The sequence below is a fragment of the Streptomyces drozdowiczii genome (genome assembly GCF_026167665.1).
Taxonomy (GTDB): domain Bacteria; phylum Actinomycetota; class Actinomycetes; order Streptomycetales; family Streptomycetaceae; genus Streptomyces; species Streptomyces drozdowiczii_A.
Genome location: NZ_CP098740.1, coordinates 7,338,641 through 7,352,887 on the forward strand (window position 1 = coordinate 7,338,641; position 14,247 = coordinate 7,352,887).

General features: G+C 70.3%; 21 protein-coding genes. 2 read left to right on the plus strand and 19 right to left on the minus strand.

What is annotated here, in order from left to right:
- Positions 1–4: 4 nt before the first annotated feature.
- The 19 genes from NEH16_RS33270 to NEH16_RS33360 form a co-directional block, all read right to left on the minus strand.
- Positions 5–502: an AAA family ATPase gene (locus tag NEH16_RS33270; RefSeq protein ID WP_265546929.1), complete on the minus strand. Its 498-nt coding sequence runs from the start codon at positions 500–502 to the stop codon at positions 5–7.
- Positions 502–669: a zinc finger domain-containing protein gene (locus NEH16_RS33275; protein WP_265546931.1), complete on the minus strand. Its 168-nt coding sequence runs from the start codon at positions 667–669 to the stop codon at positions 502–504. Before NEH16_RS33275 ends, NEH16_RS33270 begins: the two co-directional genes overlap by 1 nt.
- A 103-nt stretch (positions 670–772) precedes the next feature.
- The gene (locus NEH16_RS33280) at positions 773–1,342 is read right to left on the minus strand and encodes a hypothetical protein (protein ID WP_265546933.1); all 570 of its coding nucleotides are present in this window, start codon (positions 1,340–1,342) and stop codon (positions 773–775) included.
- Positions 1,343–1,436: 94 nt separating this feature from the next.
- Positions 1,437–2,132, minus strand: coding sequence for a hypothetical protein (locus tag NEH16_RS33285; RefSeq protein WP_265546934.1), 696 nt, complete (start codon positions 2,130–2,132; stop codon positions 1,437–1,439).
- 94 nt (positions 2,133–2,226) lie between these two features.
- Entirely contained in the window at positions 2,227–2,607 is a 381-nt protein-coding gene (locus tag NEH16_RS33290; RefSeq protein WP_265546936.1) for a hypothetical protein, read from the minus strand.
- Between the two features lie 109 nt (positions 2,608–2,716).
- Entirely contained in the window at positions 2,717–3,292 is a 576-nt protein-coding gene (locus tag NEH16_RS33295) for a hypothetical protein (RefSeq protein ID WP_265546939.1), read from the minus strand.
- Positions 3,293–3,294: 2 nt separating this feature from the next.
- Positions 3,295–3,426, minus strand: coding sequence for a hypothetical protein (locus tag NEH16_RS33300; protein ID WP_265546941.1), 132 nt, complete (start codon positions 3,424–3,426; stop codon positions 3,295–3,297).
- Complete coding sequence (locus NEH16_RS33305) at positions 3,423–3,905, minus strand: Pycsar system effector family protein (RefSeq protein ID WP_265546942.1); 483 nt, start codon at positions 3,903–3,905, stop codon at positions 3,423–3,425. The genes NEH16_RS33300 and NEH16_RS33305 overlap by 4 nt, the downstream gene beginning before the upstream one ends.
- 75 nt (positions 3,906–3,980) lie before the next feature.
- Positions 3,981–4,577: a hypothetical protein gene (locus tag NEH16_RS33310; RefSeq protein ID WP_265546945.1), complete on the minus strand. Its 597-nt coding sequence runs from the start codon at positions 4,575–4,577 to the stop codon at positions 3,981–3,983.
- A gap of 137 nt (positions 4,578–4,714) precedes the next feature.
- Positions 4,715–5,152, minus strand: coding sequence for an RRQRL motif-containing zinc-binding protein (locus NEH16_RS33315; protein ID WP_265546947.1), 438 nt, complete (start codon positions 5,150–5,152; stop codon positions 4,715–4,717).
- Entirely contained in the window at positions 5,139–5,636 is a 498-nt protein-coding gene (locus tag NEH16_RS33320) for a hypothetical protein (RefSeq protein WP_265546949.1), read from the minus strand. The genes NEH16_RS33315 and NEH16_RS33320 overlap by 14 nt, the downstream gene beginning before the upstream one ends.
- A gap of 143 nt (positions 5,637–5,779) precedes the next feature.
- Entirely contained in the window at positions 5,780–5,962 is a 183-nt protein-coding gene (locus tag NEH16_RS33325; RefSeq protein WP_265546951.1) for a hypothetical protein, read from the minus strand.
- Positions 5,959–7,341: a cell envelope integrity protein TolA gene (locus NEH16_RS33330; protein WP_265546952.1), complete on the minus strand. Its 1,383-nt coding sequence runs from the start codon at positions 7,339–7,341 to the stop codon at positions 5,959–5,961. Before NEH16_RS33330 ends, NEH16_RS33325 begins: the two co-directional genes overlap by 4 nt.
- Before the next feature lie 301 nt (positions 7,342–7,642).
- Positions 7,643–7,789, minus strand: coding sequence for a hypothetical protein (locus tag NEH16_RS33335; RefSeq protein WP_265546953.1), 147 nt, complete (start codon positions 7,787–7,789; stop codon positions 7,643–7,645).
- Entirely contained in the window at positions 7,744–9,786 is a 2,043-nt protein-coding gene (locus NEH16_RS33340; protein ID WP_265546954.1) for a hypothetical protein, read from the minus strand. The genes NEH16_RS33335 and NEH16_RS33340 overlap by 46 nt, the downstream gene beginning before the upstream one ends.
- Positions 9,786–10,241 carry a hypothetical protein gene (locus NEH16_RS33345; RefSeq protein ID WP_265546955.1) on the minus strand — a complete coding sequence of 152 codons (456 nt, stop codon included), beginning with the start codon at positions 10,239–10,241 and terminating at the stop codon, positions 9,786–9,788. Before NEH16_RS33345 ends, NEH16_RS33340 begins: the two co-directional genes overlap by 1 nt.
- 110 nt (positions 10,242–10,351) lie before the next feature.
- Positions 10,352–10,558, minus strand: a complete 207-nt coding sequence (locus tag NEH16_RS33350) for a hypothetical protein (protein ID WP_265546956.1) — start codon at positions 10,556–10,558, stop codon at positions 10,352–10,354.
- 174 nt (positions 10,559–10,732) lie between these two features.
- Entirely contained in the window at positions 10,733–10,990 is a 258-nt protein-coding gene (locus tag NEH16_RS33355) for a WhiB family transcriptional regulator (RefSeq protein ID WP_265546958.1), read from the minus strand.
- Positions 10,991–11,746: 756 nt separating this feature from the next.
- Positions 11,747–12,127 (minus strand): hypothetical protein, encoded by a 381-nt coding sequence (locus NEH16_RS33360; protein ID WP_265546960.1) that lies wholly within the window; start codon positions 12,125–12,127, stop codon positions 11,747–11,749.
- 187 nt (positions 12,128–12,314) lie between these two features.
- Between NEH16_RS33360 and NEH16_RS33365 the strand changes: the two genes are divergently transcribed.
- Entirely contained in the window at positions 12,315–12,647 is a 333-nt protein-coding gene (locus NEH16_RS33365) for a GntR family transcriptional regulator (RefSeq protein ID WP_265546961.1), read from the plus strand.
- A gap of 153 nt (positions 12,648–12,800) precedes the next feature.
- Complete coding sequence (locus tag NEH16_RS33370) at positions 12,801–14,234, plus strand: helix-turn-helix domain-containing protein (RefSeq protein WP_265546962.1); 1,434 nt, start codon at positions 12,801–12,803, stop codon at positions 14,232–14,234.
- The last annotated feature ends 13 nt before the right edge of the window (positions 14,235–14,247 follow it).

Sequence of the window (14,247 nt, forward strand, 5' to 3'; positions counted from 1 at the left end):
TTGGTCAGCGGCGCGGGGCGCCGGGCGTGGCGAGGAGTTCGGAGATCGGGTGCACGGCGGTGAAGCCCTCGCGCTGGAGCTGGTCGGCGTCGGGGAGCAGCTGGTGGTGCTCTCGCACGATGTGCAGCGGGACCACGCGGTCGCGTCCGGCGTTCTGGGCTTCCACCGTCGGCAGCGGAACGTCGAACAGGACGGCGACGGCGGGCCGCTGCCAGTAACGGGCACGGGCGATCAGACTGGTTCTGACATGGGCGAAGACGTTGGTGGAGTCCACCAGCGTGGTCAGGCCTCGGGAGAGGCGGGCGTCCAGAAGTAGAGCCTGGATCTCGGCGGCGACCGGGGTGGCGGACTGGTCGGCCTCGGAGTCGGTGGCCAGGCGGCGGTAGACATCCAGACAGACGCGCCAGCTGTCGGGGTAGTGGGCGGCGAAGGTGGACTTGCCGCTGCCCGGCGGACCGACCAGGGTGCAGAGGACGCTGGCGGGAAGGTTCAGCAGGTCCATCACCGGCGCTCGCTCTTGCCCAGGGCCTGGGTGCGGGCCTGGTGCACGTTGTGGCGGCGCTGGCGGGACCCGCCGTGGGACGTGCAGAGGTCGCCGGGCCGGGCGCCGCACGCGGGGCACGCAACCTGGATCGCGGGCAGCCGCAGGGCGGGATCGGTGGCAGTCATTGGACTCCTTCGGATTCGGAATGCGGGGGCAGTAAGCGCCGCTCGCCCAGTCGCCTGTGGCACGGGCCAGCGGGCGAGGGCGGCTGGGCGGTTCGACGGCTGGTCACAGACGGCGGGCGAGGTCCGTGGTGACGCTCTCGGCTTCGGCTCCGTCAGCGAGGATCTGCGCCTGGAGCTTGTTGGCCTGCCGCTTGCTGAGCGGTGCCACCTTCATCTCGTGGCGGACCCAGGCGACGCGGTTGTCGCGGGCGCCGGAGCGGATGAGCTGGTCGACCTCCACGAAGCCACGCAGCAGGCTCAGCTTGAGCTGCTTGGGGTCGCGCATCTTCGGGGCGTTGATCAGCATCCACATCGCGCCCTTGGGGGCAATCAGCGTGGCGACGCTGAAGTCCTTGGGCTTGCCGATGATGCTCTGCTTCACGCCGGCGGACTTCCAGATGTTCTCCGGGACACCGGCGGCCTCGCCCTGCGCCTCGTTGGCGAGGGAGAGCAGCAGGCGCGGCTTGGTCAGGATGATCGTGACCGCGCCCAGCGGGCGGCGTCCGAAGTGGTCGTGGATCAGGTTGCGGACGGTCGGCGCGTAGGAGACGACGCGCTGTTCGGCGATGAGGGAGACGAACACGCCATAGCGCAGCACGCTGAGCTGGGAAGGCTTGTTCCTGGTCGCGGGCATGGTCGATGCGGTCCTCTCGGTGGGGATCACGGGGTGGGCTGATTGGCCACCGCACCGCCCCGGCCGCGCGGGCCGGGGCGGAACGGGTAGCCCGTCAGACTTCGAAAACGACCTTCATGTCGTTGTCGAGCTCGGTGATCGAGTCCGTGTGCTCGTTCCCGGCCTCGGTGGCGACGGTCGCCGGGACGGCGGGGAGGCCGGCGGCGCGGGCGGCGAGGTGGTGGCGGATCTGCTCCATGCCGGTGATGACCACCGGCTCCTCGCCGTCGCCGGTCAGCAGCGTGAAGTGGTGCTTGTACTCACTGCGCTCGGCACGGTGGTGAAGGACGACGCCGGGGGCGAGGTAGAACGTGGCCTCGCCGTCCTCGTAGCCGCGCCACCGGCTCGCGTCGTTCAGGAAGTTGTCGCCGTCGTCGACGCGGTGGGAGGCGTTGGCGGCTCGGCGCGCGGCGTCTTCCTCGGTCGCGGTGATGACCTGGGCGAGCGCCGCGTCCAGCGTGGCGGCCGGGGCCGGGGCGGACCGGCGGGTGGAGGGCAGCGGGCTGCGGTCCCGCATGAGGCGGCGCAGCGGGGCGAGGGCGAGTTCGGCGAGTCCGTCGATGGCGACGGCACCGACGACGGCGACCGCTCCGGCGAGCAGGATGCGGATTCCGTCTGCCCAGGTGGCGGGGGTGAGCTGGTAGCCGAGGTAGGCACCGGCCGCGCCGCCGATCAGCGCGGACGCCATGCTGGCGCCTTCGATCATCGCGTTGGCGACGGTGGTGGCCGTCTGGCGCAGGGTTGCGGTCATGATGATGGAGCTCCTCTTCTTCTCGATGCGCTCTGGGAGGGGGAGGGACTGCTCCGGGGTGGCCGGGCCCGACGCCTGCGGCCGCCCCGGGCGCTCAACTGGCCGCGTGGAGCGCGGCGGTGGTACGGACGGTGTCCGCGAGCAGCACGGTCAGCTCGTGGCCGTGGTCGACGGCGTCCTCCAGGCGCTCGATGAGCTCGCCGGGCAAACCGCGGTTGCGGGCGCCGGCCAGGACGCCCTCGAGGTAGAGGACGTCGGCGAGGACGCGGCCGCGGACGTCCAGGACGCCGGGCTGCACGGCGAGGACGTCATCGTTCTTCGCGGTCGCCAGGGCCGCGTGGTTGGTGGCCTCGGTGTACGCGGTCTCGGTCTGCTCGGTGAGCAGTTCGTCGACGGCGGTGTTGTCGGCGTAGGCGCGGCGCCAGCCGAAGCGGGCGGCGCCGGCCTCCATGAGGGAGCGGCGGGCGAGGGACACGGTGACCTCCGGGGGAGGGCCGGTCGTCCGGTCTCGGCTGACCGGGCGGACACCGCGTCGTCCCCGGCCGCCGTCGTACGGGCGGGCGGGGACGCGCGGAGAGCGCCGGTCAGTTCTCCGGGAGGCGGCGGGCGTAGTAGGAGACGTAGTCGCTGTACTGGCTGCGCTCGACGCGCATGATCTCCGGCTCGTCGACGACCAGCTGGTTGAGCACGGCCACGATCCAGTCGTTGGTGCGCTGGAGGGTGAGGCGGATCAGGTCCAGGTCGGACACCCACACCTGCGTGTCCTCGTCCCGGCGGCGGGACCTGCGGACCCAGGTGTGCAGCTGCTCGCGGACGGTGTCGTCGTCCGGGCGGGCAGGGATGTCGCGGGGAAGCGCCCGGCAGGTCGTGGCGTGCTCGTTGGCCACCGTCGCGGCGTCGGCGAGGCCGTAGCGCGTGCTGTAGGTGCGCTTTCCGTCCTTCGCGGTGGCGTAGTGGCAGCCGAGGCAGGCGACGGAGTAGTAGGTGCCGTGCGGGCCGTCGTCGGTGGTGTAGACGAGGACGACCGCGTGCGCCTGGTTGTAGTAGCGCTGGGCGATGGTGACGCCCTCGGGCTTCCAGGTCTCGCCGATCTCGGGCCACGGCTCAGGGGCCGGCGCTTCGACGGGCTCGGGGCGGCGGGCGAACGGGGTGAGGGACATGGTTACTTCTCCTTCTGGTCGGCCTGGGCGTGGATGCGGGCGGCGGTGCGGCGGGCGGCGGCGATCACGAAGGGGATGGCGAGCGCGCCAGCGAGGCTGGCGTAGCTGATGACGAAGCTGGCGGCGGTGCTCACACCAGCGCCCCGATCGCGGCGGCGGTCAGCAGGGCGAGCGCGGCGAGGATGACGTCGACCGCGAGGGCCAGGCGCCGGAACTTGCGGACCGCGAGGGTCGACAGCGCCTTGATGCGGGCGGGGCGGTGGTCCTGGTCCATTGCCTCCTGGAGCTCGTTCTCCTCCAGGTGCGCCCACTGCGGGAAGGTGCCCGGGGCGGGGCGGCCGGGCACGGTCAGGCAGGGCCGGACGACCAGGAGGAGTAAGACCGCCGCGGCGGCGAGGGTGAGGACGGCCAGGGCGCCGACGGCCTTCGTGAAGACGGGCAGGTCCTTGTCGGCGACGCTGGCCAGACCCGCGAGGACCGCGCCGTCGAAGGCGAGCAGCAGGCTGGCCTTGCTGTCAGTGCGGGCGATCTCACCGGTGACGGTGGCGCAGGCGGCGTCCAGGTTCCGGTCGCCGGTGATGGTGAGGGGGTGGTGGTCATGTGCGACTCCCATCCGGGCCGGGCTGTCCGGCTCCCCGTCACCACCCGGCCCGCGGGTGCGGGGTGGGTGGATCAGGCAGCCGTCAGGTCAGCGAGCCGGGTGGTTGTGGTTGTGCAGGTGGATCAGCGGGCGCAGGGACAGGCCGCGCAGGGCGAAGAGGCTGCCGATCGTCCAGGCCAGGACCGTGAGGGCGGCGGCGACGGGGCGGCCGGCTGCGGGGGCGGCGTCCCAGACCATGAACACCGAGCAGGCGCCGTGTGCCGTCCAGGTCAGCCGGGCGCCGACGGCGCCGGTGAACCAGGACAGGGCCAGGGAGACGATGCCGACGCCCTGCCAGATGACGAACGCGCTGGTCGCCGTCAGGGGCAGACCGACCGTGTGCGCGCTCAGGTAGGCGTGGACGGGGTCGGCGACGGTGGCGGTCCACTGCGAGGCCCACGCCCAGTCCTGGTGGTGGTACCAGTCGATGCCCTTGGGGATGCCCCACTTGAGGGTGAGGAGCAGGACGACCAGGCCGACGACGCCGAAGGCGGCGATGACGCCAAGCGGGATGTCGTCGGTGGTCTTGATCGGGCGCGGCCGGGGCGGGGCCGGCCTGCGGGGCGGCGGGACGCGCTGGCTGTCGTCGATGGTGTCCAGCGGCGGGATGGCGGGGTCGGGCTCGTGCTTGTCGGGCTCGCTCACCGGGGTCTCCTTCACGGTGGTCGACGGCTGCGGGACGAGGTGGTGCGGTACGTGGGCGGGCCGGGCTCACCGACTCCCCTTCACCACCCGCCGACGGGCGGGTGGATCAGGCAACCGGCAGACGCGGGAAAGGTGGTTCAGGCCGCGGCGGCGAGGTGCTCGCCGGGCGGGCGCATGTAGCTGCCGGGCGCGGCCGGGGTGCCGTCGTAGCACTCCAGGCACGATCCGAGGGTGCGCAGAGGGAGGCAGTGGTAGTACCGCCTCGAACAGGTCGGGCAGGTCTGCCGCTTCGCCATCGCCTTGTCGAGCGCGAGCTCCTTGGCGAAGGTCATCGGCCGTATCGGCTTGGCCTTCTTGATCTCGTACAGCCATGCCTTGCGCTTGCCGCCCCGGCATTCGATGACGGCGACCGGGTCCTGGCCGCCGGGCCGTAAGCGCCGCTCCCGCAGCTGGCGCCGGGTGGCGAGGCCCTTGGGGGCCTGCCTCCAGCGGTAGACGGGCAGGGCGCCGGTGGGATCGGCGTAGATGTCGACGTCCCGGACGGCCGGCGGGGACGCGGGGTCAGCGGCGGCCACGGCCTCGGTTGTGTCCGCGGCCGGTGTGGACCTGGACCTTGGCGCGGCCGCGGGCCTGGACGTTGATCGAGCGGCCGCTGCCGGGGCCGGTGGCGAACATCTTCAGCAGGACGAAGCCGATCAGGACGACGCCCGCGATGAGGGCGAGCGCCTTGGCGAGCTCGAGGAGGGCGGCTGCCAGGAAGTACACGCCGACCCCGGCGACTCCGACGACGAACGCGACCAAGGCGGCCCTCACCAGGAGCGGGGAGATGTAGGGCTGCGGGGCCGGGGCGGGCGGCGGCATGTAGTACGCGACCGGCTGGCCGCCCGGTCCGGACATCATCACGACGCCGTCGAGGCCGGCGGTCGGCGGGTAGACGACCGCGCCCTGGGGGAGCGGGACGACGTACTGCCCGTACTGCGGGGCGGGCGGCTGCCCGTACTGGGGCGGCAGCGGCGTCGGGTAGTAGGTGGGCTGGGGCTGCTCGCCGTGAGACGGCATGATGGGTCCTCTCCTCGAAGGGGAGCTCGGGCGGTGTCATTTGGCGTGAGATTCGCCCGTGGAGGCTTCGGCCTCTTCACCGGCCCCCGAGGTGGCTTCAACATCTCGGGGGCCAGTGGAGCCGTCGAAGCTCGGGTGTGCGTTCAGTCGGTGAGCTGGCGCCACCGCGTGGGCAGCAGCTCGTCCCGGCGCAGCAGGATCGTGGGCGGGTGCTCGGGGCCGGCCTTGGGGAGCAGAGCGACCGGCTCGTTGCCCAGGTGGGTGAAGTCGAACTCGAAGTCCGTGTCCACGGTGTCCTCTTCCTCTTCGCTGGGCCGGTGGGTCATGCCGCACCGGCACTCTCGCTGTCGCTGCCGTCGTCCTCGAAGACGTCCAGGGCGTCGGCGATGACCGACTCCTCGAATCCGTCCTCTTCCGCGAGGCGCTTCTTCGCCGCACGGACGCGGTCTCCGACCCACGTCTCGCCCTTGCCGTACTGGGTTCCGAGGCGCTCCAGGTCCGGCGCGATGCCGGACAGCGAGCACTTCGCGATGTACCGCTCGGCTTCGTCACGCTGCTTCTCGCGCACTTCGCGAGGGATCCGGCCGCCGTTTTCCGAGGCGGTCAGGGCGGGCACCGCGCTGAGCGCGACCCCACTTTCCGAGGGACGACCCGCAGAAATCGAGGCGCGGGCGCCTGCACTTTCCGAGGTTCCGCGAGCCTTGGCGGCGGCCCGCTCCAGGGCGCGCTGCCGCTTCAGCTTCTCGGCTTCCTCCAGGGCGCGGGCCTCTGCCTCAGCCCTGATCCGCTCAGCCTCAGCGGCGGCTTCGGCTTCCTTGCGCAGCGCCTCCGCCTGGGCTTCGGCTTCCTTGCGCAGCGCCTCCGCCTGGGCTTCGGCTTCCTTGCGCAGCGCCTCTGCCTGCGCTTCTGCCTTGACGATCTCGGCCTGGCGGGTGGCCTCACGGTCCCGTTCGGCCTGCTCCCGCTCCCACTCCTCACGGCGGCGGCGGTCCTCGATCTCGGCTTCGGTCTTGCGCCGCGACGCCTCGATTTCTGCGGACCGCTCGGTCAGCGCGAGCCGCTCGCGTTCCGCCTCGATTTCTGCGCGGCGGGTACGGTCGGCCGCCTCGATTTCTGCGGCGCGCCGCTCGTTTTCGAGCCTCGCGATTTCCTCGCGTTCGCGCCGGGCGGCCTCGCGTTCTGCTGCCTCGCGCTTCGCGGCGGCCTCGCGTTCGGCTTCCTCGCGGGCTCGCTTTTCGGCGGCCTCGCGTTCCGTGGCCTTCGCGGTCTCGAACCTGGCGATGACCGCGTTCAGTTCGCCGCGCCGCCGAGTCGCGTACTTGCGGTAGCCGGTGGCGGCTTCCGCGAGCAGGATCAGCAGCGCGGGGGCGACGGAGTGGAGCAGGATGCCGCCCGCGTCGGGCTTCTGCGGGATGAAGTGGAAGTGGCCGTCCGGGTAGAGCGACGTCCAGCAGTTCATCACCCAGGTGGAGAGGCCGGCGGTCCAGCGCAGCAGGAACGGCCAGCCGCCGGGCTTGTAGTCGCCGCCGTGTTCGGCGAGGACGCCGTCGACGTACAGGACGGTGATCAGGGCGAGGCTGGCCAGCGGGTCCAGCATCCAGGCGATGTACCAGGGGATCTCGTGGGAGATCCCGAACAGGGTCACATTCACACAAGTGAAGATCAAAGCGCCACCCCCGAGGGTGAGCAGCGCCTTGGTGACCATGGCCAGGACGTCGTCCAGCTTGGCGATGGACTTGCGGGCCTTGGTGGCGTCGGCCGCGCTGACCGGAGGGGGTGGAGCGGGGGTGTTGGGCGGCCCGGCCTGCTGCGGCCGGGGCACGGTCGGGGCGCTCATTCTGACTACCTTCCGTAGTGTGCGGGGGAGTGTGCGGCGCACACTGCACAGGGTGCAAACCGGGATCAATAACCTGTGTGCGAGGCTGCACACTGGAACTTCCCTAAGGGGAGGGAGGGGCCGCACAGTGCGGTGTGCGCTGTGCGACCCCTCCCGAGCGTGGTCACTCTCAGTTGCCGTTGTCGAGCGGGGAGCGGATCAGGTCGTACGATCCGTAGCCCTCCTCGGACTCATCCTTGGCGATGACGCCGTCGTCCAGGAGCTGCTTCTTCAGGCGGTTCCACCAGTCGCGGGCGCCCTTCTTGTTGACCCGCATCCACAGGTCGTTGAGCTCCTTGGGCTCGAAGCTGTCTTTGCCTTCGCGCACCCATGAATCCAGGCGAGCAAAGATGGCGGCCTTGGTGTCCTCGGGGGAGAGCTTGTCCTCGTCGGCCACCGCGCCGGGGAGCTGGAAGACCGGGGCGTCGTCGGCCGGCGCCTCGATCTCGGTCTCGACGCTGAGGTGGTCGTACGCGCCGGGCTCCGGGTCGGCCTCCAGGATCTTGCGCAGCTCCTCGTCCAAGTCCTCGGTCTCCTTCGCGAGCAGATCCGGGTCGATCTCCACGTCCTCGTCCTCCTCGTACTCGTCGTCGGCGTCGTACTCGGAGGCCGGGTCCGCCGCCGGGGCGGCGGGGCGGCCGGCTGCTGGGGGAAGGCGCCGGATCCGTCGGCGTCGCCCTCCAGGAGCGGGGTGGTGTAGAAGGTGCGGTTCGTCCACAGCGCGCCGAACGCCTTCGCGGTCGTGGCGTCCATGGGCGTGCGTACGTTCATGCCCGCGGTAACGGCGGCCGCCAGGGTGGGGCGGTCGACGTTGTAGGTGCGGGCGACGACGGCCCAGCGGTCTTCGGCGATGCCCATCCCGGCCGCGTACAGGTAGCCGGGCTTCCTGTTGCCCCAGCCAGGGTGGGCACCGGCCTCGATCGCCTCGGGCGGCAGGACGTACTGGGCCTCCGCTCCGTCGGTCAGGCCGTACGCCATACCGGCGGGGTGATTGGAGCGCGCCGTGGTGTCCATCTGGTCGTGCGTGGCGCGCTGGATGGAGGAGAGGAACCAGCCGCCGGTGGAGCGCAGGGTGCGCAGTACCTTGCCGTACGCCTCACCGTCGGCGAAGTCGGCGGCCTCCTCACCGATGATCAGCAGGAAGTTCAGGCCGCACCCTGGCTTCCACTTGGCCAGACCCTTGGCCGCGAGGTACTCGCCGCGTTCCTTGATCACCGTGTGCATCTGCTTGAAGAACCGGCGTGCGTCCTTCTCGTTGGTGATCACCATGTCGGCGGCGTGCCGGACGTGCCCGTAGTCCTGCATGAACTTCGCGCAGTTGATGACGATGACGGACACCTCGGTGCGGGTGGCGGCCTCGGTCACGATGATGCTGTTGCCGACGGTCTTGCCCGCTCCGTTGGTGCCCTGCGCGACGCAGTGCTCCACGTTGCCGCCCCCTTCGACCTCCTGCGGGTCGGTCAGGACGCCGGGCAGGTTGAGCTTGAGCGTCTCGCCGTCCTCGTAGACCCCGATGTTGATCGGCACATCGCCGAACCCGGCGCCGAACGCGGACGGACCGGGCCAGGCGGTCGCCTCCTTGAGGAGGTCGGCGACCTGGACCCGCATGGTGATCAGGGAGGAGTCGTCGTCGTCCACGGTGTGGGTGACCCGTCCCTTGCCGAGCTTGAGCGCGGAGGTCATGGCGGGGATACGGCGGGCGAACTCGTCCGCCGTCGCCCCGTCCTTCGCCTCGACCTGGGCGACGACCGTGCCCTTGCCGTTGGACTTGGCCTCCTTCAGCTCGTGCTTGGCCAGGCCGATCTCGGCTTCGAGCTTGGCCCACTTGCCGTCGGCCTTCTCGCCCGAGCCCTTCTTGTACAACGCCGACCACAGGTGGTTGGCGATGCACAGACCGGACCCGGCGAGCATCCAGGTGCCCATCGTGGCGCCGGACTCCAGGCCCACCACGGTGCCCAGGGTGACCCCGGCCGTGGTGGCGACGACGTTGACCTGGTGGAGGTAGCGCACGTCCTTCTCGCGCTTGGCCTTGTGGTCCATGTGGTTGATCAGCTTGGCCAGGGCCGCCCCGGTGCCGGCCAGACCGAGCGCGGCGAGCGCCAGGGAGGCCGGGGTGGCGGAGAGCAGCACGTGGGCGGTCTCGGCGACGATGCAGCCGCCGATGTTGATGCCCCACGGCCCGCCGTAGGCGACCCATGCCTTCCTCGCGGACTCCTGCTCCTCTTCGGTACGGGTGTCGATCTTCTTGGCTCGTGCGGAGATACGGCGTGCCATCACGCAGCTCCTGCCTCGCCCGGACGCCCAGGGGCGCCCTTGGGCTTGTCACCGATGGAGAATCCGGGCTTCTTGCCCTTGCCCTCGCGCGCCTTCCGCTCAGCCTCAATCTCGGGCTGGATGAAGTGCTTGACGAACGAGGCGTACATCTTGATGCCGCTCAGCCCGAGAACCTTCGCGGCGGACGCGCCGCCCTTGAGGTGGGCGGCCACCAGCTTCGCGCGGATCTTGGACTGGGCTCCGAAGGTCCACCACTTGCCCTTGTACTGGGCGAGGATGGCGCCGATCATGTCGGCGTCCATGCCGATCCGCATGTGGAGCTCCATGCCGATCGCCCGCAGGATCCGGGCGTACTGGTAGAGGTCACGGTCGCTCGTGAACTCGATCTTCTCCAGCTGCTGGATGAGCTGGGAGAGGTTCGAGCCGAGCTTCTCGCCGCTGTCGCTGTCGCTCATGGTCGGGGTGGGTTCCTTCCAGATCAGGGGTTGTGCGGACGGGTCGGGGGCTGTCACCTCCCCGCGGTCCCGCACCCTGCGGTGCGGAGCCACGGGCAAGCGACACAAGGTCACTTGCTGGCGGCAGTGCTGTCGTTGGCGCTGGAAACCGCGGCACCGATGCCGGTACCGATGCCGTCGATCGCGTTCGAGAGCGGCGACGTCGCCAGGGCGTAGCCGCAGACCAGCGCGGCGATCAGGACGCACGCTCGCATGTCGGAGCGCCAGAACAGGTACGTGGCGCCACCGGCGAGCAGGAAGAGAGGCAGTGCAATCACGAGGTCCTCCAGGGACGGGGAGTTGGGGATGTGCTCTCCAGCCGCGAGGGCCGAACCGAGCGGGGGAAGCGGGTGCTCCTTCGCTCTCCACCGCCACCGGGCCGCGCTAGGCGGGCCGGTAGCGACTGGGCAACGCAGGAAGCGGAGCGGGTCAGCAGCGGGGAATTCGGATGGTCAGGAGGCGGAGCGGGCCCGCCTGCGGGCGGCGCGGCGCTTGATGGAGCGCCGCTCGTCCTCGCTGGTGCCGCCCCAGACGCCGTCAACTGGGCCGGATTCCAGCGCCCACTGGAGGCACTGCTCCATGACCGGGCAGCGGCGGCGGCAGACCGCCTTGGCCTCCTCGATCTGCAGGAGCGCCGGTCCGGTGTTGCCGATCGGGAAGAACAGCTCGGGGTCTTCCTCGCGGCAGACCGCGTTGTGTCGCCAGTCCATCGCAATCACTTCCCCTGCCGGACGCGGCGAAGGGCCTCTTCGATGATCGGGTCGGTGTTGTCGTCGTTCTGTGCAACGCTGAGGGAGTTCAACAGGGCCTCCATGCAGGTCCTGGACAGCCCCGGGGGTCCGATCCCTGGGGCTGCCGCCGTTGGTAGAGCCGGTGTCCACCGCGCTCTCCACCGCCCGCCCGAACGACCCGAAAGCCGGCGGTGGACGACTGGGCAGCGCGGGGCTGCAGAACAGGGGGCGCGGCCTCTGCCGCCGCGCCTGCTCGCCTTGTGTTCTGAGAGGGAGAACGAGGTTCCCTCAGTCCCGACGCGGCTCCTCGCCTCGGCTGGGACCGGGTGCCGAGGGTCTGGGAGCGTGTCGCGTCGTTCTTAACGTCGTGGGGTGTCGGCCCTCCACGCTTTCCGTCAGTAATGAGCGCCTGGTTGGTACTGCACCGGGCCGCCCCAGGAACTGAGCGCCTGACAGGTCATTGCGTGTGCCGACTGCCACCACCAGGGGTGATGGCGCCGCACGACGGGTTTCCACTCACCTCCGGCTGGTGTGGTCACGGCCGGTGCTGCGGTGGTGGATCGCGCTGTGGAGTTCTCAAGGAACAGCCGCTGCCTTCCAGAGCCAGCCCAAGGGCTGGGTGTCCGGGCGGATGCTGTCGGGAGTGGCGCTTCCGGCTCCCACATCCGGCGCCGCCCGCGGGGGCGGTTCCGGGTGAGGGAGCCGGGTCCGAAGACCCGGCGGTGGTGCGGGAGGTCAGGCCGCGATCGGCAGGGGAGCCGCGGCGGCCGGCCGCGTGATGCGCAGCTGCGTGGCGTAGGGGAGGAGCACGTCGACCAGGCGCTGGCGCACCAGCTCGGTGGCGGTCGGGTCGGTGGCGACGATGTCGCGGGCGGCGAGCATGCGGTTCTCGCGGGCCTCGATCGCGGCGACGGCGGCGGCGATGTCCAGGCCGTCCAGCCGCTCGTGGGGCAGGGGGCCGGCCTCGAACATCTCCAGCGGCATCCCAAAGGCGACGTCCAGGTCCAGGCCGCCGAAGTCGGGGAGCGGCACCTCCACCGCCTCCAGGAGCGCGAGCGTCTCGGCGTCGAAGTTCTCGGTGGCGAGGCCGGCGGAGGGGCGGCTGGTGGTGTTCATGGGGTGGTGCTCCCTTCAAGTTCGGGCTCTACGTGATCCCAGGAAGTGGCAGGTGGGGGCCTTTGCCGCCCCGCTCACCTCGTCGGCATACCTAACTTAGCTGATACAGTCGGGGTTGTGTCAAGCGGTTGTTTGAGGAAGCTATGGAAGCTAGCTAAGGCGAGGGGGTCGACCTACGATGACGCTCATGAGCAACGAGGCCGTGCAGCCATACCAGCGAATCGTTCAGGATGTCCGCGACAAGATCCGCTCCGGCCGCTGGACCGCCGGGACGAAACTGCCGAGCACACGGGAGCTGGCAGAGGAGTACGGCGTCGCGGCCGGCACCGTCCAGCGGGCCCTGACGGAGCTGCGCACGGCAGGGCTCATCTACTCCCACCAAGGACGCGGCAGCTTCATCACAGAGACCGCTGCCGAGTCCAGCGAGGACTCGACTGGCCGCGCCCTCAAGGCCCTTGAGGAGCAGATCGCCGACCTCGCCGCGCGCCTCGAACGGATCGAGAAGGGCCGAAGCGACTGACGCCCTTTCCCACGTCCCGTTGCGCATGTTCGTCCCTCCTTGGCCGGTCTAACTTCGTTAGCAAAGTTGTAGGCCCAGCCCGGGAGCGAGTGCTAGATCGGACATGTATCCAGCCGCTGGATACACCGAGTGGAGACATGGAGGGATCACCAAGTGGGGCAGCAGCCGAACGTGCTGACGCCGGAACAGTCGCCTCTGCACCGCTTCGGATACACGCTTCGAGAGCTCCGAAAGGTCCGCGGCATGTCGCTCCGGGAACTGGCCGCGAAGTCCTTCATGTCGCACTCCAAGCTGCAGAAATGGGAGAACGCCAGCCGCCCGCCGAAGGACCGAGCGGAAGTCGAGCTGATCGATTCCCTGCTCCGGGCCGGCGGTGTTCTGGTCGACCTCTGGGAGCGGATCAGCCCCGGTGTATCCGCTCGGGCCGCTGTATCCGTTTCTGCTCCCCATGTATCCGAAACGTCGATCGGGCTGGCCGCAGCGGCCAGCGAGCGGGCAGCGTCTGATCATGAGGGGATCTTTGTCCCCGCTCGTCTACGGGATGGATCGGTGGTATTCGTGGCGCTCGATCGACGCGACTTGCTGCGTGGTGGGGTGGGCATCGGCGCTGCGGCCGCTTTCGGCGCGAGCACGCCGGCGGTCGCGGAATCCGGGGTTGTTCAGGGCCTGATGCAGCCCCCGCAGATGGCGGCCGCGTACAGCGGCACGCCCATCGAGCACTTCCGGCAGGCCCGCCGCCTGCTGATCGACAACGACAACCTGCTGGGGCCGCGGCACACCATCGCAGCCGTACGTGAGCACATCGAGAAAATCAAGTCGCTGCGCCAGGGCACCAAGGGCGCCGATCGCCATGACCTGATGGAGCTCCAGACGCAGTACGCCGAGTTCGCCTCCTGGCTCTACCAGGACATGGGCGACTTCGGGAGCGCGGGGTTCTGGCTCGACAGGGCGTTCCAGTGGAGTCACACCGTCGGCGACGGCGACCTGACCTCCTATGTCATGGCACGCAAGGCGCAGCTCGCCGGGGAGATGCGGGACCGGGTCGACGTCGTCGACCTGGCTGAGGCGGCGCAGCGGATGGCGCGGCCTCGAAGCCGCCTCGCGGCGGTCGCCCGAACCTACGAGTCGTACGGCCACGCGCTTCGAGGTGAGTCCAGCGACAGCGAGCGCGCGATCGACGATGTCCGTAACTCCCTTGATCGCGTTTCCAGCGACGCGACCCCCTGGGGTGTGTGGCTGAACGAGCAGTACCTCGATGTCCACCGAGCGCAGGGCTTGGAGGTGCTGGGGAAGCACGCTCAGGCTGCGGAGGTCTTCGCCCGCGCCATCGAGGCCCTGCCCGCGGGCTACCACCGGGACCGGGGTGTATACCTGGCCCGCGCCGCCGTCGCCCACGCTGGCGCCGGCTCGCCGGAAGAGGCCGCAGCCGTCGGCCTCCAGGCGCTAGCCGTCGCTCGGGACACCGGCTCCGGCCGGATCATGCGCGAGCTGGTCAACCTCGACAAGACGCTGGTCCCGTGGCAGCGCCAGCCGGAGGTGGCCGCCTTCCGTGAGAGCTTCGACGCCGTCCTTGCCCACGAGTCCTGAGAGAAACGGATCA